A 25,026-nucleotide genomic window follows, 5' to 3' on the forward strand; every position below is an offset into this window, starting at 1 on the left:
ATGATAGGTATATATTTACTTTTACACAATTGATATAACACATAAAAAAGACTGACCGAAGTCAGTCTGCAATCTATCAGGAAATTGTAACTCCCGCGCTTGCATATCCCGCCACTGTATTAATAAGCGAAAGGCCTGTAGCAGTGGCGGAGAATACCATTAACAGCCGGGTTTGAGGAGTTACCGCAATGTTCAGTCCTGTCGTGATTCCGTTGCTGATGCTGCCGATTGACAATACGCCGGTGAGGGGAGGAGCTAAAGTGACGGATGCTCCGGGGATCGGCGTGAACGTATTGTTCGGCACAGTAGAACTGTATAGTTGTGCGGTTATCGTAACAGTCGAGCCGACAAGCGACAATGCTGCGGTTGTACTGAAATAGGCGGCAATTGATGTAATGGTTCCGCTTCTCGGAGCAGAAAAAGCAAAGTTCAGCAGAGTTCCTCCAGCCCCGGTAAGATCAATTGCGCCTCCCCCTCCGACATTGACGCCCGTCACAGAATTGCCGAACCCGACAAGGCTCACCGTTCCGATTAATCCGCCGGCAATGGTCGTCACGGCAGTGGGAAGACCAGAAGCATAAGGAATGATCGCGCCTGCTCCGGTGATCCCAGTTGCGCCCGTTACTCCAGTGGCTCCTGTTACTCCGGTAGCACCTGTTACCCCGGTTGCTCCTGTTATTCCTGTAGCTCCTGTTACTCCCGTTATCCCGGTTGCTCCCGTTATCCCGGTTGCTCCCGTTATCCCGGTTGCTCCCGTTATTCCGGTAGATCCAGTAGCTCCGGTGGCGCCTGTTACTCCGGTAGCGCCTGTTACCCCGGTGGCTCCCGTTATTCCGGTCGCTCCTGTTACTCCGGTGATCCCGGTTACTCCGGTTACTCCGGTGGCTCCCGTTACTCCGGTGGCTCCCGTTATCCCGGTGGCTCCCGTTATTCCGGTAGATCCAGTAGCTCCAGTAGCTCCGGTTGCTCCGGTCAAGCCCGTTACTCCGGTTACTCCAGTTGCTCCGGTTACTCCCGTTACTCCGGTGGCGCCTGTTACTCCGGTAGCACCTGTTACTCCGGTGGCTCCTGTTACCCCGGTGGCTCCTGTTATTCCGGTAGATCCAGTATCTCCTGTTGCTCCTGTTACTCCGGTGGCTCCCGTTATTCCGGTAGATCCAGTAGCTCCGGTTGCTCCGGTTAAGCCCGTTACTCCAGTAGCTCCGATGGCTCCGGTTACCCCGGTTGCTCCTGTTACTCCCGTTACCCCGGTTACTCCAGTTGATCCCGTTACCCCGGTTACTCCAGTTGATCCCGTTACCCCGGTTACTCCAGTTGATCCCGTTACTCCTGTTACTCCGGTAGCGCCTGTTACTCCGGTGGCGCCTGTTACTCCGGTGGCTCCCGTTACTCCGGTAGCACCTGTTACTCCGGTAGCTCCGGTTACCCCGGTCGCTCCGGTAGCCCCTGTTACTCCGGTAGCGCCTGTTACTCCGGTAGCGCCTGTTACCCCGGTGGCTCCCGTTATTCCTGTCGCTCCTGTTACTCCGGTAGCGCCTGTTACTCCGGTAGCGCCTGTTACCCCGGTGGCTCCCGTTATTCCTGTCGCTCCTGTTACTCCGGTAGCGCCTGTTACTCCGGTAGCGCCTGTTACTCCGGTAGCGCCTGTTACTCCGGTGATCCCGGTTGCTCCGGTCAAGCCCGTTACTCCAGTAACTCCGGTTACCCCGGTTGCTCCCGTTACTCCCGTGGCTCCCGTGGCGCCAGTTGCTCCAGTCGTGCCGGGATCTCCAGTGACGCCGGTTGCTCCCGTGGCACCGGTTACACCAGTCGAGCCCGTTGCTCCGGTAAACCCCGTTGCTCCGGTCAGCCCTGTTGCTCCAGTGAACCCCGTTGCTCCGGTCAGCCCTGTTGCTCCAGTGAACCCCGTTGCTCCGGTCAGCCCTGTTGCTCCAGTGAACCCCGTTGCTCCAGTCAGCCCTGTTGCTCCGGTCAGCCCCGTTGCTCCGGTGCACCCCGTTGCTCCGGTGCACCCCGTTGCTCCGGTGAATCCTCTTACATGAAAATGATTTGGATGACAGCATGGACACCATCTTTCATGACAGCAAGAGGTTTTGCAACAGAATTCTTCACAGCAATGGGCCCGATTTTGATAACTGCGCCTTTGATTTCTTCTTTTATGTTGAAAATGACAGCAGCACTCATTACAATTCCGGCAGTCGTAATCCCAAGAGTCGTATCTGTTATACCAAGTATCTCCTTTTCTCATTACACCACCTCTTCTTGCATAATATTTCCGCAAAAGAAAAAGGTGTGGCAAAATCCCATTTCTATTGGGCGAATTTTCAAATGTTCTTAAGGCTGCACCATGCACAGCTTTTAGAGAAAAAAGACCTAACTGTGCATAAGTCAGGTCTTTCATCTTTAAAATATCAGTCTGCTATTGTCATTAGGTTGTCGGGAAACGAATGCTGTTAAAATCGATATTGAGAGCTGACGCTGCTGTTATATTATTTGCAGTTGTGAAAACAACTCTCAACTGGTACGTATTTGTTCCTGCGGTCGGCGCTGTATCCACTGTTGTATCAGCAATCGAAAAACTATCCGTAGCTGCGGTAGTATTAGTTCGCGACAGAGTTCTTGTATGAATTTGCACTGCTCCCCTATATAATCTCACTTCAAAAACAAAGTTTGAATTCGCTGCAGTTGTTAGCGCGACACTGAGTGCATAATCAAGCTTTACATTCTGCAAAGCGTTAACCGGGATTGCCAGCGTAGCAATGGGAACCTCTGTATTTAACGGCGGATAAACAGTGAGCGGCCCGTTAGTTCTTGTGAAGAGCAAGGTTGGTGTACTGCCTGTGGCTCCGGTTGGGCCTGTTGGGCCTGTTGGGCCCGTTACTCCGGTTGCCCCGGTTACACCAGTCGGGCCGGTTATGCCTGTCAAGCCGGTTGGGCCTGTTGCTCCTGTTGGACCCGTTAGGCCTGTTGTACCTGTCGCTCCTGTTACTCCAGTTGAGCCGGTTGCACCTGTTACTCCAGTTACTCCGGTTACTCCGGTTGCACCTGTTGCTCCTGTTATTCCGGTTGAGCCTGTTGATCCGGTTGATCCTGTTGGGCCGGTTTCTCCCGTTACACCGGTTGCGCCGGTTGAGCCTGTTACACCAGTTGGGCCGGTTTCTCCGGTCGAACCTGTTACACCAGTTGGGCCGGTTGAACCCGTTATGCCAGTCGATCCTGTTGCTCCTGTTACTCCGGTTGGACCGGTCTCTCCCGTTGGGCCGATTTCTCCGGTTACCCCCGTTGCACCGGTTGCTCCTGTTGGCCCTGTTGCGCCGGTTGGGCCTGTTACTCCGGTTGCGCCGGTTACACCAGTCGGGCCGGTTGTACCGGTTGAGCCTGTCGATCCAGTTGCTCCGGTTTCTCCTGTTGAGCCAGTAACCCCTGTTGGTCCAGTCACACCGGTTGGGCCCGTCGCGCCTGTTATTCCAGTTAGCCCGGTTGCACCTGTTGCTCCTGTTATCCCCGTTGCTCCAGTCACTCCAGTTGCTCCGGTTATTCCTGTTGACCCTGTTACACCGGTCGAGCCGGTTTCTCCTGTTGACCCAGTCACTCCTGTTGCACCAGTTACACCAGTCGAACCGGTTGCTCCTGTTACTCCTGTTGGGCCGGTTGAACCCGTTATGCCAGTCAATCCTGTTGCTCCTGTTACTCCTGTTGGGCCGGTTGAACCCGTGGTGCCTGTTACACCTGTTGGGCCTGTTACACCGGTCAAGCCGATTGCTCCGGTTGGACCCGTTTCTCCCGTTGAACCTGTTACTCCAGTTGGGCCGGTTGCTCCGGTCGAACCTGTTACACCAGTTGGGCCGGTTGAACCCGTTATGCCAGTCGATCCTGTTGCTCCTGTTACTCCGGTTGGACCGGTTTCTCCCGTCGCCCCAGTTTCTCCGGTCGCTCCAGTTTCTCCGGTCGCTCCAGTAACTCCAGTTGGACCGGTTGCTCCTGTCGGTCCTGTCGGTCCGGTTGTTCCCGTTCCCCCGGTTACACCAGTTACCCCAGTCGATCCTGTTGCTCCGGTTTCTCCAGTTATTCCCGTTGCGCCGGTCGCTCCGGTTTCTCCGGTTATACCCGTTACCCCAGTCGCGCCGGTTGAGCCGGTTTCTCCGGTTGCTCCTGTTGGCCCTGTTGGACCCGTTGCCCCTGTTATTCCGGTTGAGCCTGTTGATCCGGTTGGGCCGATTTCTCCTGTTACACCTGTTGACCCAGTTACACCGATCGCTCCGGTTGAGCCGGTTGCTCCCGTTACACCAGTTGAGCCCGTGGTTCCGGTTGCTCCTGTTGATCCTGTTAAACCTGTTGGCCCTGTTGCGCCGGTTGGTCCTGTCGATCCGGTTGGACCGGCCTCTCCCGTTGGGCCGATTTCTCCAGTTACCCCCGTTGCCCCTGTTGCGCCGGTTACTCCAGTAGCTCCGGTATCCCCGGTCGAGCCAGTTTCTCCGGTTGCTCCAGTCGGTCCTGTTGCTCCAGTTACTCCGGTTGAACCCGTGGTTCCGGTTTCTCCGGTTGAACCCGTTGCTCCGGTTGGGCCTGTTGCTCCTGTTATCCCCGTTGCTCCGGTTGGGCCGGTTACTCCAGTAGCTCCGGTTGCCCCGGTCGAGCCTGTTTCTCCTGTTGGCCCTGTTACACCGGTTTCTCCGGTTGTGCCTGTTACTCCTGTTGCACCAGTCGATCCAGTTGGACCTGTTACACCAGTTGAGCCCGTGACCCCAGTTGGGCCGGTTTCTCCAGTTATTCCCGTTGCGCCGGTCGCCCCGGATGCACCCGTTGCTCCGGTTGAACCGGTTTCTCCCGTTGAGCCAGTCGGTCCGGTTATTCCTGTTGACCCAGTCACTCCTGTTGCACCAGTTACGCCGGTTGGGCCGGTTTCTCCCGTTACACCGGTTGAGCCTGTTACACCTGTTGGGCCTGTTACACCGGTCAAGCCGATTGCTCCGGTTGGACCCGTTTCTCCCGTTGCACCTGTTACTCCAGTTGGGCCGGTTGCTCCAGTTACTCCCGTTGCACCGGTTTCTCCTGCTGCCCCTGTTACTCCGGTTGAGCCCGTGGTTCCGGTTTCTCCGGTTGGCCCTGTTGCGCCGGTTGCTCCAGTTACTCCCGTTGCACCGGTTTCTCCTGCTGCCCCTGTTACTCCGGTTGAGCCCGTGGTTCCGGTTTCTCCGGTTGGCCCTGTTGCGCCGGTTGGGCCAGTTTCTCCAGTTACACCAGTCGAACCGGTTGTTCCTGTTACTCCAGTTATTCCGGTTGAACCCGTGGTTCCGGTTACTCCTGTTGCTCCAGTTACTCCCGTTGAACCTGTTACCCCGGTTGGACCGGTTTCTCCGATTGAACCTGTTGCGCCGGTTGGGCCTGTCGATCCTGTTGGGCCTGTCGATCCTGTTGGGCCTGTCGATCCTGTTGGGCCCGTTATTCCAGTTACTCCGGTCGCTCCGGTTGAACCCGTGGTTCCGGTTGCTCCTGTTGATCCTGTTAAACCTGTTGGCCCTGTTGGTCCTGTCGATCCGGTTGTTCCTGTTACTCCGGTTGGACCGGTTTCTCCCGTTGCCCCAGTTTCTCCGGTCGCTCCAGTAACTCCAGTTGGACCGGTTACTCCTGTCGGTCCGGTTGTTCCCGTTCCCCCGGTTACACCCGTTACCCCAGTCGCTCCGGTTGGACCGGTCGATCCGGTTATTCCAGTTGAATCAGTTACTCCCGTGGCTCCGGTTGGTCCCGTTTCTCCCGTTGAACCTGTTACTCCTGTTGGGCCTGTTACTCCCGTCGCTCCTGTTTCACCGTTTATTCCTGTTGACCCAGTCACTCCTGTTGCACCAGTTACGCCGGTTGGGCCAGTTTCTCCCGTTGCACCGGTTACACCAGTTGAACCGGTTGAGCCTGTTACTCCAGTCATTCCGGTTGAACCCGTGGTTCCGGTTGCTCCTGTTGATCCTGTTACACCTGTTGGCCCTGTTGGTCCTGTTGGTCCTGTCGATCCTGTTGCACCCGTTTCTCCGGTTGGACCGGTCTCTCCCGTTGGGCCAGTTTCTCCCGTTGCACCGGTTACACCAGTCGAACCGGTTGTTCCTGTTACTCCAGTCATTCCGGTTGAACCCGTGGTTCCGGTTGCTCCTGTTGATCCTGTTAAACCTGTTGGCCCTGTTGGCCCTGTTGGTCCTGTCGATCCTGTTAAACCTGTTGGCCCTGTTGGTCCTGTCGATCCTGTTGCACCCGTTTCTCCGGTTGGACCGGTCTCTCCCGTTGGGCCGGTTGCTCCGGTCGAACCTGTTACACCTGTTGGGCCGGTTGAACCCGTTATGCCAGTCGATCCTGTTGCTCCTGTTACTCCGGTTGGACCGGTCTCTCCCGTTGGGCCAATTTCTCCAGTTACCCCCGTTGCACCGGTTGGGCCGGTTTCTCCAGTTGGACCGGTTGCTCCAGTTACTCCCGTTGCACCCGTTGTTCCGGTTGAGCCCGTTACACCAGTTGAACCAGTTACTCCGGTTGTTCCTGTTATTCCGGTTACTCCGGTTGCCCCGGTCGAGCCAGTTACTCCAGTTGGACCGGTTGCTCCAGTCAGTCCTGTTGCTCCAGTCGAGCCGGTTGAGCCCGTTACTCCTGCTGGGCCTGTTACACCGGTTTCTCCGGTTGGGCCTGTTACACCGGTTTCTCCGGTTGGGCCTGTCATTCCGGTTGTACCGGTTGCGCCAGTCGCTCCAGTTGCACCGGTTTCTCCTGTTGAGCCAGTAACCCCTGTTGGTCCAGTCACACCGGTTGGGCCCGTCGCGCCTGTTATTCCAGTTAGCCCGGTTACACCAGTTGCGCCTGTTGCTCCTGTTATCCCCGTTGCTCCAGTCACTCCAGTTGCACCGGTTTCTCCCATTGTCCCAGTTACTCCGGTTGATCCCGTGGTTCCGGTTTCTCCTGTTACACCTGTTGCTCCGGTTGGGCCTGTCGATCCGGTTACTCCAGTTGGACCGGTCTCTCCCGTTGGACCCGTTACTCCGGTTGCGCCGGTTGTTCCTGTTGCACCAGTTGGACCCGTTACTCCGGTTGAGCCGGTTGCTCCCGTTACACCAGTTGGACCCGTTACTCCGGTTGCGCCGGTTGCTCCTGTTGAACCCGTTACTCCCGTTGCACCGGTTGCTCCAGTCAGTCCTGTTGCTCCAGTCGAGCCGGTTGAGCCCGTTACTCCTGCTGGGCCGGTTACTCCAGTAGCTCCGGTTTCCCCGGTCGAGCCAGTTTCTCCGGTTATCCCCGTTGCCCCAGTCACTCCCGCTACACCGGTTGGGCCGGTTGAGCCTGTCGATCCCGTTGCTCCTGTTACACCAGTTGATCCCGTTGAGCCAGTCGCGCCAGTCGATCCGGTTGGGCCTGTTGCGCCGGTTGGGCCTATCGATCCTGTGGCGCCTGTTTCTCCAGTTAATCCCGTCGCACCAGTTGCGCCGGTTACTCCCGTTACACCAGTCGCTCCTGTCGATCCCGTTACACCAGTTAGACCCGTTACTCCGGTGGGGCCGGTTGCTCCCGTTGAGCCTGTCGGTCCGGTTGAACCAATTGCTCCGGTCGATCCTGTTGCCCCTGTTATTCCGGTTGAGCCGGTTGAGCCGGTTGGACCGGCCTCTCCCGTTGGCCCGGTCGCTCCTGTCGATCCCGTTGCACCGGTTACTCCTGTTGCGCCAGTCGCTCCTGTTATCCCCATTGGGCCGGTTGCTCCAGTAGCTCCGGTATCCCCGGTCGAGCCGGTTTCTCCGGTTGCTCCAGTCGGTCCTATTGCTCCTGTTGAACCAGTTACACCAGTTGAGCCGGTTGCTCCGGTTGCGCCAGTAACTCCTGTTGCTCCTGTTGCTCCCGTTGAGCCTGTTGGCCCTGTTGAGCCAGTCGCGCCTGTTACCCCCGTTACCCCAGTCGATCCTGTTGCTCCGGTTTCTCCAGTTATTCCCGTTGCGCCTGTCGCCCCGGATGCACCCGTTGCTCCGGTGGGGCCGGTTGCTCCCGTTGAGCCTGTCACTCCGGTTGAGCCCGTGATTCCGGTTGCTCCTGTTACACCAGTCGAGCCGGTAGCTCCAGTTACTCCTGTCGGACCAGTTACTCCGTTTGGGCCGGTTACACCCGTCGCTCCTCTTACTCCCGTTGCACCAGTTACTCCGGTCGCTCCTCTTGCTCCGGTTACTCCTGTGGGACCCGTCACTCCTGTGGGACCTGTAATTCCTGTTACGCCAGGTTCACCCCCGGTTTGCGCCAATGAAACGTCATCTATTAAAACCGTGCCGGAAGAAACTTTACTTAATACAATGACGGCAGAGGCTGCGCCAGAAGGCACACTGCTTGTTTTATAGATTTCAGACCATGTGTGAAAGAGCACGTTCGGCAAATTTCCGGGTGTGATATTTTCTTGAATGGAACTGATTTGTTCACCTGCTACGCTGACATAGATGATCTGGAGAGTGACTTGGGGACTTGGCTCATTTCCGAGCGTTGCGAGTGATACGAATAGAGTCACTGACTTGGCTGAAATGGGAACGATTTGACTGAGGTAAGCATATGGCTGAGCTCCAATAAATTGCGCAGAATATCTCCCTGAATGTGCAAACAAACTGTTAATCTGGGTATTTGCCGAACTCCACCCCGCTAATGTGCCGGTTTCAAAGCTTCCGTTTATAATCGGATTATTCATTCAATCTTTTTCCCTCTCCTTCCCGTTGTTGACCGTCTTACTTATTAAGACAGCATATTAATACGGGCTGTGTTTTGACAACCTAAATAAAAAAGGTGATTTCTTTTCATCACCTTAATCCGATCCTTGAATGGGGAATCCCGTCGCAATGAGGGAGCGGTTTGCCGCTGCGACTTGTGTTACGTAGTTCGAAGAAAGGACAGATAAATAGAGCTGATACGCGGCTGTTTCATCCGCCTTCATTTCGTCGATGTACGTAAAAGGAATTCCTATGATTTGCCCGCCTGAAGAAAAGAGGTTCCTCTCTTGTCTCTGTGTTTGTATCGATACGCCATTTCTTTGCAGCTCGACAGCTAAGACCAATGAGAAATGAGACGCGAGCGGATCTAATTCCACATTTACTTGTATGACGGCATCCGTTTTCACCAATTGATCTGTCGGCGCAGCTATCACTGCGCTTAACACGTTTATCGGTGTTCCTTCTAACGGAATCGTCATTAGTTCTGCTGTATTTTGAAAAGCTACCGCAGGAACCGCTCCCGGCGGACCCTCAGGCCCCGGGGGACCGGGCGGACCCGCCTCCCCTTGCGGACCGCGGGAGCCGGCGGGTCCTCTTTTGCCTTCGGGACCTCGCAGCCCGGGTACGCACAAGGCAGATCGATTTTCATCTGAAGACGGAAACCGTTTTTCCGTCCCTGTTTCCGGACTTTCAAGTTCACATGGTAATTGTTCATACCGGCGTTTCATATGTCTGCTCATATATTTGTAAGGTTTCTGTTTCAATATCATGTATTGATTACGGCCGCTGCTCATATTATCACCCCGGCAATATTCTATTCGCACTGAAGTCATCATGTGCAGGCCCTTCCCATTCCTTACAGAAATAAAAAAAGGCAGACCTGAGTCTGCCTTTTTTCTTCTACCATAACCCTAATACTTTCCACCATAATCCGCCGATCACAAGCCATGTCACAATATGGACGATTGACAGGATAAAGCCGATGGACCACCATTTGCTTTGCGATATATAACCCGCTCCGAAAAAGACCGGAGCCGCTCCTGATCCGTAATGCGTCGTCGAACCGAAAAGGTTGCTGAAAAACGCCAGGCTGAGCGCCGCCAACAGCGGCGGAGCGCCTGCCGCCACGATGACGGCGAGAAATGCCGCATACATGGCGCTGATATGCGCGGTTGCACTCGCAAAGAAGTAATGCGTGTAATAATACACGACAATCAGAATCATAAATGCCACAATCCATGAAAAACCGGAAACAGATGATTTCATCATATCGCTGAACCAAGACACCATGCCGAGCTCATTCAGGAAATTCGCCAGCATCACAAGCGCCGCGAACCAAGTCAGCGTATCCCATGCACCTTGTTCCTTTTTGATGTCCTCCCATGTTAATACCTGTGACAAAAGCAAAACGGATAATCCGATCAGGGCCGTCGTCGTTGCGTCGATATTTAAGCTTCCTCCGAAAATCCACAGCGCAAGCACCAATAAAAAGACGATAACCATGGAGAGTTCGGATTTTTTAAACGGACCCATTTCTTTCAATTTTTCCGTTGCGATTTTAGCCGCGTCCGGTGTTTCTTTAATTTCCGGCGGATACAGCTTATAAATGACCAGCGGCGTAATGATTAAGCTCGCCAATCCCGGTACAATGGCCGCGATTGCCCAGCTTGTCCATGTGATGTCCACCCCTGCGACATCGTGGGCCAGCTTGGCGATCAGCGGGTTCGCCGCCATTGCCGTCAAAAACATCGCAGACGTAATCAAGTTTCCTTGAAAACCGGTTTTTAATAAGAAAGCGCCGATTTTCCGCTCTGTTCCGTCTGCCGGCGTTGATCCGAAAGTTTCGGATAATGATCTGATAATAGGAAAAATAATGCCGCCCGCCCGTGCCGTGTTGCTCGGAATGGCAGGTGATAAAATTAAATCACTGAACAGCAGTGAATAAGAAAGGCCGAGTGTTTTCTTCCCGAACCGTTGTACGAATACGTAAGAAATCCTGGCGCCGAGCCCGGTTTTGATAAATCCCCGGGAAATAAAAAAGGCGATGACAATCAGCCAGATTGTCTTGTTTCCAAATCCGCTTAACGTATTTTCAATAGATAGCGTTCCCGTTAACGCGGTGACTGCCAATGCAAAAATTGCAATTGCGCCCATTGGCAAGGGCTTGGAGATAAAGCCGATAATTGTTGCGACAAAAATAGCGAACAAATGCCATGCTTTAGGTTCAAGTCCGGACGGCGCGGGAATAAACCAAATGATTAATCCCACAGCAACAGTAATAAGCAAAGGAATGATTTTTACTGCCTGCTGTTTTTTTGCGTCTTTTTCTGAAGCCATTACAGGTCTCCTCCTATTTTGTTGTCTTCCATCCCCTATCCCATTTTACTACTTAACTAAGTTAATAAACGTTTTTGTTAATTAAAAAACACAAAGGAATATTTTCCTTTGTGCTTCTTGTTTATTATTTTAATATACCCGACCCGGCTTTAGATATAACATCTGATTTTACATTTGATGATGAGCCGATGGAACCGTGCAATGACGGTGTCCAGCCGACGGACTGACTTAATCCGTTGGCGGCTGACGCGTTAATTGCGGCGCCGTTTAAAAGAGTGCCGTCTTCATGAAGCGCTTTTCCGCCGCTGAAGACGCTGATGACTTTATCAGCAGCCAGTCCCGGCACTTCAAAGACATTATTCTGGGCATATATTTTTGACGCGTGGCCCGCGCCCCACGCATAGCTGAACGGGTATGCGGCGCTTTTAGAGCCTGCGTAAAAATTATTATAAATATGAACCTGCCCGTACCGGACCCGCGGTGCGCGCTGGACGATGTTCTGGTAATAGTTATGGTGAGTGGTCACCTTCAGTTTTCCTTCATCCGACGTCTTGCTGTCGCTGTTTCCGATGACGGAGCCTTTGTCATGGTCATGATATTTATTATAGGACAATGTAATATAATTCGCCCCGTTGGCTATATCCGTCTGGCCGTCATGGTGCTGATATTTTCTCCCGTAATAGTAAGGAAAACCGCTGTCGGGATTCGATCCGTCATTAAAGGTGCAATGATCGATCCAGATGTGCGTCGCGCCGTTAATGGTGATATTGTCATATTCCGAGTTCCAGTTGCCGCTGCTGCCGTCCGTCGGGTCCCATTGCGGAAAATAGTCGTAAGCGTCTTGAAATTCAATGTTGCGGATGATGACATTGTCGACGCCGTTCTTTATATTAAAACTTCCGCCTGTCACTTTGGCATTTGAACCCGAACCGATGATCGTCGTATTTGAAGGAATGTCAATCACGACCCGTGCTTTCTGGTTTTTTTGAGATCGCTGTCTGGCGTCTTCCTGGGTGCCTGACGGCGCTTTTTTCCCCCATTTGTCCGGGTCGTACGCCTTCAGATAAGCGTTGAGATCATATGCCGGATCTTTATAATCATTAAAGCCGAGCGTTTTATTCCGGTCGTCCGTATTCATATTGATTGTGCCTTGTATGTAAATAATCTTCGGCGTGCTGTTGGCGCTTCCCCCTAATGCAGAAACGAGCTGCTGTCTGTTTGATACGGTGTAGACATTCGATGAAGAGGCTTTCGCGCCGCCGGTTGTCCCGCCGGAAGCGGCTCCCCAGCCGTCATTTGTTCCTAACGTCTGCCGTCCCAGGTCAGCGGCATAGACGTCCGCAGGGATCATACATAAACAAACCGCCAGCATAAATAACATTTTTTTCATGAATTGAGCTCCTCCTGATTTTTCATTCCAATTTATTACAATTGAATTCTACCAAATCAGTTGAGAAACGGCACCGAAAATGTACAGCATGTGCCTTTCGGTTTTATTGCGGAAACCGCAAAAAAATCCCAAGGGACCGAAAACCCCTTGGGATCTGTTCAGCTTACGCCCATGATTTTACTTTTTCGTTATCCGTGACAAACAGAAGAACTTTTCCTTCATCTAAGCGCTTTTCAAATTGTGATGCTTCCTCTTCTGAAAAGCCGATTTCGTGAATTTTGTTGCGGAGCTCGTCGCCTTTTTTATTAAACATATTGCCGACCGCGTGTTTAATGCCCGTTTCTTTCGCTCCGATGGTATTGACATCAGTATTATCTGCCAGGCGGTCCGTTCTGTCGTCATCATGAGAAAGCACATATACGTCTTCTTTTGCGACACCCAATTGCTGAAGCTCTTTTACGTCCTGCATCAGTTTTTGATCATTTGTATATTCTCTTACTACCGGTTTCATTGATAAGTCCTCCCTTTTGTTTTTGTATATTGGATGTTTACCCGCTCAACCAAAGGTCAAACAAAAGAAAGAGAGTTCCGGGAAAAAACGGGCAGATTGTCGGTGGATATTTTCCGGCGGGACATGTTACAGTAGGGAAAGCTACATTTATCAGAAAAATAAAAATCTTCATGAGCCGATTAAGCAGGGAGGTGGTTCCTATTCATTACTTTTCACCGGAACAGCGATTTAACGCTTGGGTTGTCAGTGATTTAGTGAAGCAGGTATTCCGCCGGCATACCCGCTGCCCGGATGGAATAAAAGAGCTTACGGTCTTTGCTGAAGATACTTTTCATATTAATATCGATTTCGTTTTCTCTATCATTATCAATATCGGTGATATCGAATCCGTTCTGCCGAAAGAAATTGAAAATAAGCTGGGTTCTTATCTGACCGCGCTTCAGCCCGTCATTACCGCTGACATGCTTCATTCTTCAAAAACGAATGCCTATGAATATTTGGAACATGAGAAAAACACCGATGTGTACCGGTTATTCTTTTAAATACGCATATAAGGAAAGAAGGGCCCTGGCCCTTCTTTTTTTGTTGCCGGCGGACGGTTTGATTTTGTATTCGGGAAATGGTTCGTGTTACATTTGGAACAAACACTCATGTTGAAGGAGGATGCATCATGCCGAAAAATCAGCAGCAGATTCAATTGGCAAGACGCCCTAAAGGCGTTCCCGTCCATGACGATTTCCGCTTTGAAACGATTGCCGTTCCCGAACCGAAAGACGGCGAAGTGCTTGTGAAAACGAGTTATGTGTCCGTTGATCCGTACATGCGCGGACGGATGCAGGATACAAAATCATATGTAGAGCCGTTCGCTTTAGATGAAGCCATAACAGGCGGAGTGATTGCCGAAGTTCTGACAGACGGCGATAAGCTGAAAAAAGGAGATGTTGTGATCGGAAATCTCGCATGGCAGGAATATTCAGCCGTCAATGAGTCCGCCCTCCGCAAGTTGGATACGGATATCGCACCCGCCCAGGCGTATCTCGGCATTTTAGGGATGACCGGACTGACCGCTTACTTCGGGCTGCTCGATATCGGCCGTCCGAAAAAGGGCGAAACCGTCGTCGTTTCAGGGGCTGCGGGCGCCGTCGGCTCAACAGTCGGGCAGATTGCAAAAATCAAAGGCGCGCGGGTTGTCGGCATCGCCGGTTCTGACGAAAAAATCGCGTATCTGAAAGAGGAGCTTCAATTTGATGAAGCCATTAATTACAAAACGGCGGATGATATTCAAAAAGCGCTTGAACAGGCATGCCCTGACGGCGTCGATGTCTATTTTGACAATGTCGGCGGACCGATTTCAGATGCGGTGATAAACCTGCTGAATGAATTCGCCCGCATTCCGGTATGCGGAGCGATCTCTTCATATAATACCGAAAGTGAAGAGGAAGACATGGGCCCCCGCGTACAGCCGAAGCTGATCAAAACAAAAGCGCTGATGCAGGGATTCATCGTCGGTGATTATGCTGACCGCTTTTCCGAAGGCGCGAAACAATTGGCCGAATGGCTCAAGGACGGGAAGCTTCATTATGAAGAAACGATTACGGAAGGATTCAGCTATATTCCTGACGCGTTCCTCGGCCTGTTTAAAGGAGAAAACAAAGGCAAACAGATCATCAAAGTCAGTGATCTAAGTTAACATGATGATGAAAAAAGGAGGGCTTTGTCCCCTCCTTTTCTGCTTTTTCGCATCAGCCGCGAAGAATCAAAGTAAGAAAGCCGTCTTCATCAGGCTCCGTATCTTTCAAATTGAATCCCGCTGCTTGAAAGCAGGCTAAACTGATTTGATTGTCTTTTTTCGATGCTTGCCGCCCATTCCTACACGCTGGTAAACCCAGGATCAGTCAGCAGTTTTTGCAAGATCTGTTTTCCGTACCCTTGAAGCTGGTACAAAGGATTGACGATCAATCCGATATACGCCCGTTCCTCCACAAACTCTATAGAGACTATACCTGCCGGAAGCTGCCCGTCATATGCCATAATGACAGTATCGTCTTCATCTTTATTCAATCGTGCATACCACGCGTCTAATGGCAGCATCGCATCCATTCTCCGTCTGATGTTATCGTTCTTAAACCAGTGTTCGAGTATTTCCAGCCCACGTTCCTTCAATATTTGAAATCGGTCTATTGAACCCATCTTCCCACTCCCCCGCCTGAACCTTTTCTATTATTTCACAATAAAAAAGAAGGGCTTCCCGCCCTCCGTTTCTTATTTCTCAGATAATTTTCCGCCTGAATAAACGGCCTCTTTCAGCTCAATTCCGAGTGATTTGGCCATTTTTTTCAATTTGGATTCTTCCATCGGCGTGACAAGGCTGAGTACGGTTCCTTCTTTACCGGCCCGCCCCGTCCGGCCGGATCTGTGGATATATCCGTCTTCATTCGGGATGTCTGCGTGAATGACGTACGGAAGATCATCGATATCAAGTCCGCGCGCCGCTATGTCAGTCGCCAGAAGCAGCGGAAATTCTCCCCCTTCAAACGCTGATAATATCTTTGCCCGCTCCATTTTTTTCGCTTCTCCGTGCAGGATGCCGAGATCCACGTGATGATAGGCGAGTTTTTCCGCATAGACGCTTAAATTTCCGATATCTCTGACAAACACGAGCGCCTGCATGCCGTTCAGCCGTGACAGCTTTTGCAAAAGCTTTACTTTATCCCGCTGATCGCAGACGAGATATTGATGCGTGACGCGCGCTTTTTCCGCCGTATTCCGCTCCACTTTCAAAACGGCCGGTTCATGTGCGATGGCATTCAGCACCTCTTCTGTCTCCGGCTGCAGCGTAGCGGAAAAGCTTAAAAGCTGTCGGTCTTTCAGCGTCGTTTTAATGATTTTTTTCATCGTTTCGCGGTGTTCCTTCGTCACGAGCTGATCCGCTTCATCAAGAACGATCGTCTTGACTTCATGCATTTTCAGCTTTTTCGCCTGAATCAATTCGAGCACCCTGCCCGGTGTGCCTGCAATGATATGCGGTTTATTTTTGAGCTTCTCCACCTGCTTTTTCACGTTTGCCCCGCCGATCAAAGACAAAGCGCGAAGATCGGAGCCTTTTTTCCACTCCTGAATCACTTGAAAAATCTGCATCACAAGCTCGCGGGACGGCGCTAAAATGATCACTTGCGGATGTTTCTGTTCCGGGTTGATCCGCTCCAGAACCGGAAGCGTGTACGCCAATGTTTTTCCCGTTCCCGTCGGGGATTCGGCAATGACGTCTTTCCCTTCCATGATCACCTGAGCGGCTTTTTCCTGAATAACGGTCGGCTCCTGAAAGCCTGACGCCTCCCAGTTTTCGGCGATAAATGGTTGTGTATGCTGTAAAAATGGCCATGTTTGGGTCATGTCGTTCTCCTCAATTCTTAAAATCTACTCCATAGTATCTCAAATGCACGCGGCAAACGCAATTTTCTTTTTCCTTCCAAGCCTTTTAACAAACGGTCTCCTCCTTTATAATCATAAATGAGAAAGACACATGATAAAAAAAGCGTGTCTGATAACGATAGAGGTGTAATGATGAGTATTTTATCCGTAAAAGATTTAAGCCACGGCTTCGGTGACCGTGCGCTTTTTAACAATGTATCGTTCCGTCTTTTAAAAGGGGAACACGTCGGCTTAATCGGAGCAAACGGCGAAGGTAAATCAACGTTTATGAATATTATTACCGGAAAGCTTGAGCCTGATGAGGGTAAGGTTGAATGGGCGAAAAACGTGCGTGTCGGCTATCTCGATCAGCATACCGTGCTTGAAAAAGGAAAAACGATCCGCGACGTGCTGAAGGATGCGTTCCATTACTTATTTGCGATGGAAGAAGAAATGAACGAGATTTACAACAAAATGGGCGAAGCGGACCCTGATGAGCTTGAGCAGCTGCTTGAAGATGTCGGTGTCATTCAGGACGCCCTGACAAACAATGATTTCTACGTGATTGACAGCAAAGTTGAAGAAATCGCCCGCGGCCTCGGCCTGCAGGAAGTCGGCCTAGACCGCGACGTCACTGATTTAAGCGGCGGACAGCGGACGAAAGTGCTGCTCGCCAAACTGCTTTTGGAAAAGCCGGAAATCCTTCTGTTGGACGAACCGACGAACTACCTTGATGAACAGCATATTGAATGGCTGAAACGCTATTTGCAGGAATATGAAAATGCGTTCATCTTAATTTCCCATGACATTCCGTTTTTAAACAGCGTAATCAATTTGATTTATCATGTGGAAAATCAAGAGCTGACGCGTTATGTCGGTGATTATCATCAGTTTATGGAAGTCTACGAAGTGAAAAAACAGCAGCTCGAAGCCGCCTATAAAAAACAGCAGCAGGAAGTGGCTGAGCTGAAAGATTTCGTCGCCCGCAACAAAGCCCGCGTCAGCACGAGAAATATGGCGATGTCCCGTCAGAAAAAGCTTGATAAGATGGATATGATCGAACTGGCGGCCGAAAAACCGAAACCGGAATTCCATTTCAAGCCTGCGAGAACGTCAGGCAAGCTCATTTTTGAAACGAAGGACTTAGTCATCGGCTACGATACTCCGCTGTCACGCCCGCTCAATCTCAGAATGGAGCGCGGACAGAAAGTCGCCCTGTACGGCGCAAACGGCATCGGGAAAACGACGCTGTTAAAAAGCCTGCTCGGTGAAATCCAGCCGCTGGAAGGCACGGTGGAGCGCGGCGAGCATCAATACACGGGCTATTTCGAGCAGGAAGTGAAAGAAACCAATAACAATACGTGCATCGAAGAAGTGTGGAGCGAATTTCCTTCCTTTACCCAGTACGAAATCCGCGCCGCCCTCGCCAAATGCGGCCTGACGACCAAACACATTGAAAGCCGCGTCTCCGTTCTCAGCGGAGGAGAAAAAGCGAAGGTCAGACTGTGCAAGCTGATCAATTCAGAAACAAATCTACTTGTGCTTGACGAACCGACAAACCACCTGGATGTCGATGCGAAAGAAGAGCTGAAACGCGCGCTGAAAGAATACAAAGGCTCCATTCTGCTGATTTCCCACGAACCCGAGTTTTACATGGATATCGCGACGGAAACATGGAATTGTGAGTCTTGGACGACAAAAGTGCTGTAAACACAAAAAGGAACTCCCGCCCGTGCGGAAGTTCCTTTTTTTCTTAATGTCCGGCTTTTATTCCGGCGAGATGTTTGCGTCCCATGAGAAGGACAAGCATGCCTACAAAAACGACGATCCCGCCTACTGTATATGGAGTGCTTGCGGTGAAGTGTTCTGACAGCATTCCCGCAATCCACGGAGCGAGCGCACCGCCGATAAAGCGGACTGAGCTGTAGGCTGAAGACGCGATTGAACGTTCAACCGGCGCAGCACCCATCACAGCGGTTGTCATGATCGTATTCACCATACCGAGAACGGCACCGGCAACAACGATACATGTAATGATCAACGTCTGATGGTCAGTCCAGACCCCCATAATAACGAGAATGGCCGCAAAGGCGATAAAGAGAACGACGAGCGAACGCACTGTGCCCAGCGCTTTGTGCACGAGCGGCGCCGTAAAGACTGACGTAATTGCCAGGAATAACCCCCAGCCGAAGAAGACATATCCAAGGCCGTGTTCATCTAAATCCAGCACGAACGGAGAATAAGCAAGCAAAATAAAAAATCCAAAGTTGTATAAGAATGCAGATACTGCCATTGTCAAAAGGCCTTTATATTTGAGCGCCTTCATCGCATCAAACACACCGACGCGTTTCGCCGGTTTCGGCAGCTTCGGCAGCATGAGTGAAATCGCGCAAAGCGCTATAAACATCAGGACAGACACTCCGAAGAACGGAGCGCGCCATGAAAGGCTGCCTAGCTCTCCGCCGGCAAGCGGCCCGACGGAAATTCCCAGTCCGAGCGCGGCCTCATACAGAATAATCGCTTTGGCGCTGCCGCCGACAGATACCCCGACGATGACGGCAAGCGCGGTTGAAATAAAGAGAGCATTCCCAAGCCCCCAGCCGCCGCGATAGCCGACAAGCTGAGCGATTGAACTTGAGCTTCCGCCGAGAGCGGCAAACACGATGATAAAAATAAGTCCGAGAAGCAGCGTCCATTTTGCGCCGATCCGGCTGGAAATCGCGCCGGAGAAAAACATCATAAAACCGGTAACGAGCAAATAACTTGTAAATAACAGAGATACTTCACTAGGTGAAGCATGTAATTGTGCGGCGATCGCCGGAAGAATCGGATCGACAAGACCGATTCCCATAAAGGAAATCACACAGGCAAACGCAACCGCCCAAACGGCTTTCGGCTGGCTGAATAAGCCTGTTTTCTGTTGTGATGATGTATCCATTTGACCAAACCTCCTGTTTTATCCATTAAAAGAAACGCTATATCCATAGCGTTTACAGCAAAATCATTCGATTGATTGAATGGCGCGGTCAGCTTGTTCTTTCATTCCGTTAAGGCGCGTTTTAAAATGCTGAAATGTGCTGATCTTCTCATCAATCATCTCAAGCTGGTGGTTCAAAGCGTGCTGAATCTCTTCCAGCTTTTCTTTCCGTTCCTTCGGATCCAGTGACAACAAGTACCCCTCTTTGTTTAATTCCAGCTGACGGCTCATCTCCATAAACTGCTGAAGCTCCTGAAGGGAAAAACCGAGCACTTCTTTAGTGCTGGTGACTTTTTCGAGCTCCTCCATATCATCTTCAGAGTAAAGCCGGACGCCGCCTTCTGTCCGTTTAGGAGCAGGAATCAAACCAATCTCCTCGTAAAAACGAATGGTTCGTTTTGTCAATCCGCTTCGCTTGGCAACTTGATCAATCTTCATCCATTCCAAGGTGAATCCCCCTCTTGTCGTATCTGTTTCTATTATACACCATTTGAACCTTAACGTAAACGTAAACTTTTTATGCCGAATAAACTTGGCTTGGACGGAACCTTTGTCTTTAAAGCGCCGGGAGACATTTGTTTAAAACAAAAAGCCGGTATGACCCGCCTTCTTCTCGGGGGCCGTACCGGCTTTTCTTAATTCTCAAGTTCTTCAATCATCAGTGACAATTCGGTCCAGCGTTCCATCGCCGCTTCAAGCTCTTCAGCCGTTTTTGCCTGTTCGGCCATCAGTTCTTGTATCTTTCCGAAATCACTTCCCGCTTCAGCGATTTCCGCTTCCAGACGCTGATGCTTTTCTTCAAGGCCGGCGATTTTGTCTTCGATGCCGTCCCATTCGATCTGATCCTTGTACGAAAGCTTTTTGCGCTTTTTCTTCGGCTCTTCTTCCGCCTTTTTTTCTTCGGCCGGCTGTTTTACCGCCGTCTTCTTCGCTTTTGCTTGTTCCATGTATTCACTGTACGAACCTTGGAAACGGGAAATGATGCCGTGTCCTTCAAATACAATCAGGCGGTCCACGACGCGGTCAAGGAAATAGCGGTCATGGGATACGGTGATGACGACGCCCGGGAACTGTTCGATATAATCCTCGAGCACGCTTAATGTTTCTGTGTCCAGATCATTGGTCGGCTCATCTAAAAACAGCACATTCGGCTCCTGCATCAGTACATTCAGCAAGTACAGACGGCGTTTTTCCCCGCCCGACAGCTTTCTGATATATGTCTGCTGCATCGGACGCGGGAACAGAAAACGCTCAAGCATTTGTTCCGCGGTGATGACATCGCCTTCCGCCGTTTTGACGATTTCAGCTGTCTCTTTTATATATTCAATGACTTTCATATCGCCGTTCATTTCGCTGTGATCCTGGGTGTAGTAGCCGATCCGGACCGTCTGCCCGATGGTGATATTGCCGCTGTCAGGCTGAATTCTGCCGGCGAGGCTGTTTAAAAGTGTCGTTTTCCCGATTCCGTTCGGCCCGATGATGCCGATTCGTTCCCCCGGGATGACAAGCTCATTAAACTGGCTGATCAGCGCTTGGCCGTTATAGGTAATGGCGACGTTATCGGCTTCGATTACTTGTTTTCCGAGACGGTGGGAACCGATCGCGAAATCGAGTGATCCGGAGACTGCCGGCCCTTTTTGCTCCTTGAGCGCCTCCGCTCTGTCCACTCTCGCTTTTTGTTTCGTCGAGCGCGCTTTCGCTCCTCTTCTGAGCCACGCCAATTCGCGGCGCAGGAGGTTTTGGCGTTTTGTTTCTTTCTGCTCTGCCAGCGCCTCCCGTTCGGCCCGTTTTTCCAGGAATACTTCATAGTTTCCTTTATACGTATAAAGGCTGCCTCTCTCAAGCTCGTAAATTCTGTTCGTCACCCTGTTCAGAAAATATCTGTCGTGCGTGACAAGCATAACGGCGCCCGGATATTGCGATAAGTAGCCTTCCAGCCATTCAATCGTTTCATTGTCCAAGTGGTTTGTCGGTTCATCCAAAATGAGCAGGTCAGCCGGCTGGATGACGTTTTTCGCAATCGCGACGCGCTTTCTCTGGCCGCCGGACAGCTCGCTGACATCCTTCATCAGATCGGTGACGCCAAGTTTGGTTAAAACCGTTTTGGCTAACGTATTCGCCTCCCACGCATCATTCGCGTCCATTTGGGCCTGCGCATCAAGCAGGTGTTTCTGGCGCTGGCCATTTTCCGGTTCTTCATTCAGCGCCTGAAGCGCTTTTTCGTATTCTCTCATCGTTCTCATGACGGCTGATCCGCCGGAATAAATATGTTCAAGAACGGTTTGTCCGGCCGGAAGCTCAGGGTCCTGATGCAAAAACTCAATATGCACGTTTCCTGAAGCCGTAATCTCGCCTTCCTCCGTTGATTCAAGGCCGGCAATGGTTTTCAGAAGCGTAGACTTCCCCGTTCCGTTCGGGCCGATTAAACCGATTCTTTCATTCTCTTCAATATGAAAGGAGATATGGTCGAATAATGTCTTATCTCCGTATGTTTTATAAAGGTTTTCCGCTTTTATGATGCTCATGGTTCCTATCAATCCTCACGTAAGTTCATGTGTTCATTTTAAATCAGGCGCTGGAATAAAACTAGTAAAAGGACAGACAAATTTCTTGGAAGAGATCATTTTGTCCGAAGAATGTTTCCGCCTCTCCTTTTATACACTGGAGGGGAAGAGGTGATGACATGATCAGCGTCAGTTTGTGCGTTATCGTGAAAAATGAAGAGGAAGTGCTTGCGGGCTGTCTTGATTCCGTCAAAGACATTGCGGATGAAATTGTGATTGCTGATACGGGCTCGACCGACCGGACGAAAGAAATCGCGGCCCGTTATACGGATAAGATTTATGATTTTGAATGGATCGATCACTTTGCGGCCGCCCGTAATTTTGTGTTTTCGAAAGCGGAAATGGATTATATTCTGTGGCTGGACGCCGACGATATGCTGACGGAAAAGGACCGTGAAAAGCTGATTGAACTGAAGGCGTCGCTTTCAAAAGAGGTGGACGCGGTATCCATGTACTATCACGTCGGCTTTGATGATCGGGGAGAGGTCAGCTTCAGATACCGCCGCAACCGACTCGTCAAGCGTGAAAAAGGATTCCGCTGGATCGGAGCCGTGCATGAGTATCTTGAGGTATACGGAAACATCATAGAAACCGATATTGCCGTCACACACCGGAAATCCGAGAAAAAGCACTCGCCTCCCTCAGACCGCAACTTGAAGATTTATGAGAAAATGGCGGAAAACAGTGAAACGATGACACCGCGCGATTTGTTTTACTTCGCGAATGAATTAAAGGATCACGGCCAGTATCAGCGCGCCATCACGTATTATCACCATTTTCTTTCCACAAAACAGTGCTGGATCGAAGACGAGATCAGAACGTGCCAATATCTATCCGATTGCTACAGGGCGGTCGGCCATGAAGAGGCCGCCATGACGTCTCTCTTAAAATCATTTCTGATCGATTGTCCGCGGCCGGAGTTCTGCTGCAGGCTCGGCGACTATTTTGCGGAGAAACGGCAATACCGGCAGGGCGTGTTTTGGTATGAGCTCGCCCTATCCGCCAAAAGCAGTGATGCAGGCTTTACCCAGCTCGAATATTCCACCTGGTACCCCCATCTGCAGCTCTGCGTCTGCCACTGGCAGCTCGGCGACAGAGAAAAAGCGAAGATTCATAACGACAAAGCAGCCTCCTATCATCCGTCACATCCGAGTGTCCTGTATAATCAAAACGTCCTCGGCACATAACATCGAAAAAAAGAGCTGCCCCCGTATGAAGGGCAGCTCCTTTTTGATTACGCTGTCGGAATTCCTCCGCTTACACTGTAAATTTGGGATGTCACATAACTCGATTCTTCTGAGGCCAAAAAGACATAAATTCCTGCCAGCTCCGCCGGCTGTCCGGCACGCTGTAATGGAACGGCCGGTGTTTCCTTGCCGAATTTCGGAATGTTTTCACCGGGCTGTCCTCCTGAAATCTGCAGCGGTGTCCAGATCGGCCCCGGCGCTACCGAGTTGACTCTGATTCCTTTATTCGCCAGCTGCTTTCCTAGGCCGACGGTAAAACCGATAATGGCATGTTTCGTCGCGGCATAATCCAACAGCATCGGGCTTGGATTATACCCTTCTACGGACGTTGTCGTGATAATAGACGCGCCTTCCGGCAGATACGGAAGCGCGGCTTTGACGAGCCAATACAGCGAGAATACGTTGACTTCAAATGTTTGATAGATTTGTTCTGTAGTAAGATCGCTGATATCATCCACTGCCTGCTGTTTGCCGGCGACAAGAGCGAGCGTGTCAAGACCGCCAAGCTCTTGATACGCTTTTTCCGCCAATTCTCCGCAAAACGCTTCATCGCTTAAATCTCCCGGCAGCAGAACGGCTTTTCTTCCCTCTTTTTCAATTAACGCTTTCACTTCTTCTGCATCCGGCTGTTCCTCAGGCAGATAGTTAATGGCCACATCCGCCCCTTCCCGGGCATAAGCAATTGCGGCGGCCCGGCCGATACCTGAATCGCCGCCGGTGACGAGGGCTTTTCTTCCCTTCAGCTTGCCGGCTCCTTTATAGCTTGTTTCACCGCAGTCCGGCACAGGCTTCATCTCTTTCTGCAAACCGGGCGATTCTTGATATTGTTTTGGAAATTCATCATGATCATATTTCGTCAGCGGGTTGTGCAGATTTGCATCAGACATACAAGACTCTCCTTTATCATTGGTGATGTATTCGTATGTGTACCCCTTTAGCATGACGGATCAAACGTGTAAGTGCAGTTTCCGCTTGATAAAGGGAAAACAAAAAAGGAGCCCGTAAGCTCCCTTTTTTTATGATTCTCCGAGCACGTTTTCAGCCATTTTCGCTAAATGCTGGGCGCTTCCTGAAATCTCCTGCATCGTGGCAGAAATTTGTTCTACCGCCGCCGCTTGGCCGTCCGTGTTCTGGTTGATGGATTCAATTGAGTCCTCCAGCCCTTTCAGCAGGCTGTGGATTTTTTTCGTAATCTGGTCAATTTGGCCGACATTGTCTTTTGAATGAGTGGCAAGCTTGCGGATCTCATCCGCCACCACGGAAAAGCCCTTGCCGGATTCTCCTGCTCTCGCGGCTTCAATGGCCGCATTCAAACCGAGCAGATTGCTTTGATCCGAGATGCCCTTGACAGTGACGGAAATGTCGGCGATTTCTCCCGCGCTTTCACTGACTTGTTTCGCCTGAGCGGAAATTCCGGTCATCTGTGCTGAGAAACCGCTGATAGATTCTGAGATATCTGCGATCGCCGAAGCGGTCTGTTCCACGACGGCGGACAGGCTTTCAGCGACATCATGAAGCTTGGCTGATTTTTCAAGGCTCGTGCCGAGACCGACACCGCCGATGACTTTTCCGTTTTCATCATGAAGCGGAATCGCTCTGGCGATCAGCGGAAATCCGAACAGCTCTTTCGGCACCATGCTTGTCTTCTTCTGATTCATGCGGATCGCGTCTGTAATGATGTCCCCTTTTTGCAGCGGGTCTCCCGGCTTTACATTAAGAGAAAACGTTTTAGCCGGAATATTCACGATTAATTTTTCTGTATCATAAATTCCGATGGTGATGTCATCTTGGATCAGGCTGTTTAAAAAAGGCGCAACTTTGACAAAAGCGTCAAGCAGGCTGTGCGTTTGCTGCTCCGTCTGTATACTCATTTCTTTCACTCCT

16 protein-coding genes and 1 pseudogene are annotated in these 25,026 nt (G+C 51.1%); 4 read left to right on the forward strand and 13 right to left on the reverse strand.

The genetic code is table 11. The features are described from left to right. Positions 1–76 precede the first annotated feature (76 nt). The 6 genes from ACWJJ4_RS17345 to ACWJJ4_RS17370 all read right to left on the reverse strand — a co-directional run bounded on the left by ACWJJ4_RS17345 (position 77) and on the right by ACWJJ4_RS17370 (position 12,943). Complete coding sequence (locus ACWJJ4_RS17345) at positions 77–2,248, reverse strand: exosporium glycoprotein BclB-related protein (RefSeq protein ID WP_454021831.1); 2,172 nt, start codon at positions 2,246–2,248, stop codon at positions 77–79. 180 nt (positions 2,249–2,428) lie between these two features. Then, positions 2,429–8,686 (reverse strand): NTTRR-F1 domain, encoded by a 6,258-nt coding sequence (locus ACWJJ4_RS17350; protein ID WP_454021841.1) that lies wholly within the window; start codon positions 8,684–8,686, stop codon positions 2,429–2,431. A gap of 114 nt (positions 8,687–8,800) precedes the next feature. Then, entirely contained in the window at positions 8,801–9,499 is a 699-nt protein-coding gene (locus ACWJJ4_RS17355) for a hypothetical protein (protein ID WP_063174323.1), read from the reverse strand. Positions 9,500–9,605: 106 nt separating this feature from the next. Next, complete coding sequence (locus ACWJJ4_RS17360) at positions 9,606–11,042, reverse strand: anion permease (RefSeq protein WP_015417012.1); 1,437 nt, start codon at positions 11,040–11,042, stop codon at positions 9,606–9,608. 124 nt (positions 11,043–11,166) lie between these two features. Beyond that, positions 11,167–12,432 carry a pectate lyase family protein gene (locus tag ACWJJ4_RS17365; RefSeq protein WP_033574969.1) on the reverse strand — a complete coding sequence of 422 codons (1,266 nt, stop codon included), beginning with the start codon at positions 12,430–12,432 and terminating at the stop codon, positions 11,167–11,169. Between the two features lie 163 nt (positions 12,433–12,595). Further along, positions 12,596–12,943: a general stress protein gene (locus ACWJJ4_RS17370; RefSeq protein ID WP_003155650.1), complete on the reverse strand. Its 348-nt coding sequence runs from the start codon at positions 12,941–12,943 to the stop codon at positions 12,596–12,598. A gap of 191 nt (positions 12,944–13,134) precedes the next feature. Here ACWJJ4_RS17370 and ACWJJ4_RS17375 point away from each other — a divergent pair, with 191 nt between their 5' ends. Beyond that, the gene (locus tag ACWJJ4_RS17375) at positions 13,135–13,485 is read left to right on the forward strand and encodes a DUF3212 family protein (RefSeq protein WP_050515827.1); all 351 of its coding nucleotides are present in this window, start codon (positions 13,135–13,137) and stop codon (positions 13,483–13,485) included. 128 nt (positions 13,486–13,613) lie between these two features. Beyond that, positions 13,614–14,633 (forward strand): NADP-dependent oxidoreductase, encoded by a 1,020-nt coding sequence (locus ACWJJ4_RS17380; protein ID WP_317461770.1) that lies wholly within the window; start codon positions 13,614–13,616, stop codon positions 14,631–14,633. Positions 14,634–14,685: 52 nt separating this feature from the next. Here ACWJJ4_RS17380 and ACWJJ4_RS17385 read toward each other — a convergent pair. Both ACWJJ4_RS17385 and ACWJJ4_RS17390 read right to left on the reverse strand, forming a co-directional pair. Beyond that, a pseudogene (locus tag ACWJJ4_RS17385) lies at positions 14,686–15,133 on the reverse strand (GNAT family N-acetyltransferase). Between the two features lie 72 nt (positions 15,134–15,205). Then, positions 15,206–16,336, reverse strand: coding sequence for a DEAD/DEAH box helicase (locus ACWJJ4_RS17390; RefSeq protein ID WP_003155655.1), 1,131 nt, complete (start codon positions 16,334–16,336; stop codon positions 15,206–15,208). A gap of 171 nt (positions 16,337–16,507) precedes the next feature. Here ACWJJ4_RS17390 and ACWJJ4_RS17395 point away from each other — a divergent pair, with 171 nt between their 5' ends. Continuing rightward, positions 16,508–18,064, forward strand: a complete 1,557-nt coding sequence (locus ACWJJ4_RS17395) for an ABC-F family ATP-binding cassette domain-containing protein (RefSeq protein ID WP_003155656.1) — start codon at positions 16,508–16,510, stop codon at positions 18,062–18,064. A gap of 43 nt (positions 18,065–18,107) precedes the next feature. On the opposite strand, the gene ACWJJ4_RS17400 is transcribed toward ACWJJ4_RS17395, so the two are convergent. The 3 genes from ACWJJ4_RS17400 to ACWJJ4_RS17410 form a co-directional block, all read right to left on the reverse strand. Next, positions 18,108–19,292 (reverse strand): MFS transporter, encoded by a 1,185-nt coding sequence (locus tag ACWJJ4_RS17400; protein ID WP_317859688.1) that lies wholly within the window; start codon positions 19,290–19,292, stop codon positions 18,108–18,110. A 63-nt stretch (positions 19,293–19,355) separates the two neighbouring features. Next, entirely contained in the window at positions 19,356–19,778 is a 423-nt protein-coding gene (locus ACWJJ4_RS17405) for a MerR family transcriptional regulator (protein ID WP_017419084.1), read from the reverse strand. Positions 19,779–19,966: 188 nt separating this feature from the next. Beyond that, positions 19,967–21,856, reverse strand: coding sequence for an ABC-F family ATP-binding cassette domain-containing protein (locus tag ACWJJ4_RS17410; protein WP_070081491.1), 1,890 nt, complete (start codon positions 21,854–21,856; stop codon positions 19,967–19,969). 158 nt (positions 21,857–22,014) lie between these two features. Between ACWJJ4_RS17410 and ACWJJ4_RS17415 the strand changes: the two genes are divergently transcribed. After that, positions 22,015–23,082 carry a glycosyltransferase gene (locus tag ACWJJ4_RS17415; protein ID WP_025649929.1) on the forward strand — a complete coding sequence of 356 codons (1,068 nt, stop codon included), beginning with the start codon at positions 22,015–22,017 and terminating at the stop codon, positions 23,080–23,082. Between the two features lie 47 nt (positions 23,083–23,129). Here the strand turns inward: ACWJJ4_RS17415 and ACWJJ4_RS17420 are convergent, their stop codons facing one another. Both ACWJJ4_RS17420 and ACWJJ4_RS17425 read right to left on the reverse strand, forming a co-directional pair. Further along, positions 23,130–24,029 (reverse strand): SDR family oxidoreductase, encoded by a 900-nt coding sequence (locus ACWJJ4_RS17420; RefSeq protein WP_454021832.1) that lies wholly within the window; start codon positions 24,027–24,029, stop codon positions 23,130–23,132. Positions 24,030–24,158: 129 nt separating this feature from the next. Continuing rightward, positions 24,159–25,013 (reverse strand): methyl-accepting chemotaxis protein, encoded by an 855-nt coding sequence (locus tag ACWJJ4_RS17425; RefSeq protein WP_003155664.1) that lies wholly within the window; start codon positions 25,011–25,013, stop codon positions 24,159–24,161. Positions 25,014–25,026: the final 13 nt, after the last annotated feature.

It is taken from the genome of Bacillus sp. JK62 (genome assembly GCF_053663455.1).

What these genes read in the sequence shown, in the direction of transcription:
- ACWJJ4_RS17420 (WP_454021832.1), bottom strand. Translation starts at nt 24,029, where the DNA reads ATGTCTGATGCAAATCTGCACAACCCGCTGACGAAATATGATCATGAT.
- ACWJJ4_RS17395 (WP_003155656.1), top strand. Translation starts at nt 16,508, where the DNA reads ATGAGTATTTTATCCGTAAAAGATTTAAGCCACGGCTTCGGTGACCGT.
- ACWJJ4_RS17410 (WP_070081491.1), bottom strand. Translation starts at nt 21,856, where the DNA reads ATGAGCATCATAAAAGCGGAAAACCTTTATAAAACATACGGAGATAAG.
- ACWJJ4_RS17350 (WP_454021841.1), bottom strand. Translation starts at nt 8,686, where the DNA reads ATGAATAATCCGATTATAAACGGAAGCTTTGAAACCGGCACATTAGCG.
- ACWJJ4_RS17425 (WP_003155664.1), bottom strand. Translation starts at nt 25,013, where the DNA reads ATGAGTATACAGACGGAGCAGCAAACGCACAGCCTGCTTGACGCTTTT.
- ACWJJ4_RS17380 (WP_317461770.1), top strand. Translation starts at nt 13,614, where the DNA reads ATGCCGAAAAATCAGCAGCAGATTCAATTGGCAAGACGCCCTAAAGGC.
- ACWJJ4_RS17355 (WP_063174323.1), bottom strand. Translation starts at nt 9,499, where the DNA reads ATGAGCAGCGGCCGTAATCAATACATGATATTGAAACAGAAACCTTAC.
- ACWJJ4_RS17360 (WP_015417012.1), bottom strand. Translation starts at nt 11,042, where the DNA reads ATGGCTTCAGAAAAAGACGCAAAAAAACAGCAGGCAGTAAAAATCATT.
- ACWJJ4_RS17370 (WP_003155650.1), bottom strand. Translation starts at nt 12,943, where the DNA reads ATGAAACCGGTAGTAAGAGAATATACAAATGATCAAAAACTGATGCAG.
- ACWJJ4_RS17415 (WP_025649929.1), top strand. Translation starts at nt 22,015, where the DNA reads ATGATCAGCGTCAGTTTGTGCGTTATCGTGAAAAATGAAGAGGAAGTG.
- ACWJJ4_RS17345 (WP_454021831.1), bottom strand. Translation starts at nt 2,248, where the DNA reads ATGAGAAAAGGAGATACTTGGTATAACAGATACGACTCTTGGGATTAC.
- ACWJJ4_RS17365 (WP_033574969.1), bottom strand. Translation starts at nt 12,432, where the DNA reads ATGAAAAAAATGTTATTTATGCTGGCGGTTTGTTTATGTATGATCCCT.
- ACWJJ4_RS17390 (WP_003155655.1), bottom strand. Translation starts at nt 16,336, where the DNA reads ATGACCCAAACATGGCCATTTTTACAGCATACACAACCATTTATCGCC.
- ACWJJ4_RS17400 (WP_317859688.1), bottom strand. Translation starts at nt 19,292, where the DNA reads ATGGATACATCATCACAACAGAAAACAGGCTTATTCAGCCAGCCGAAA.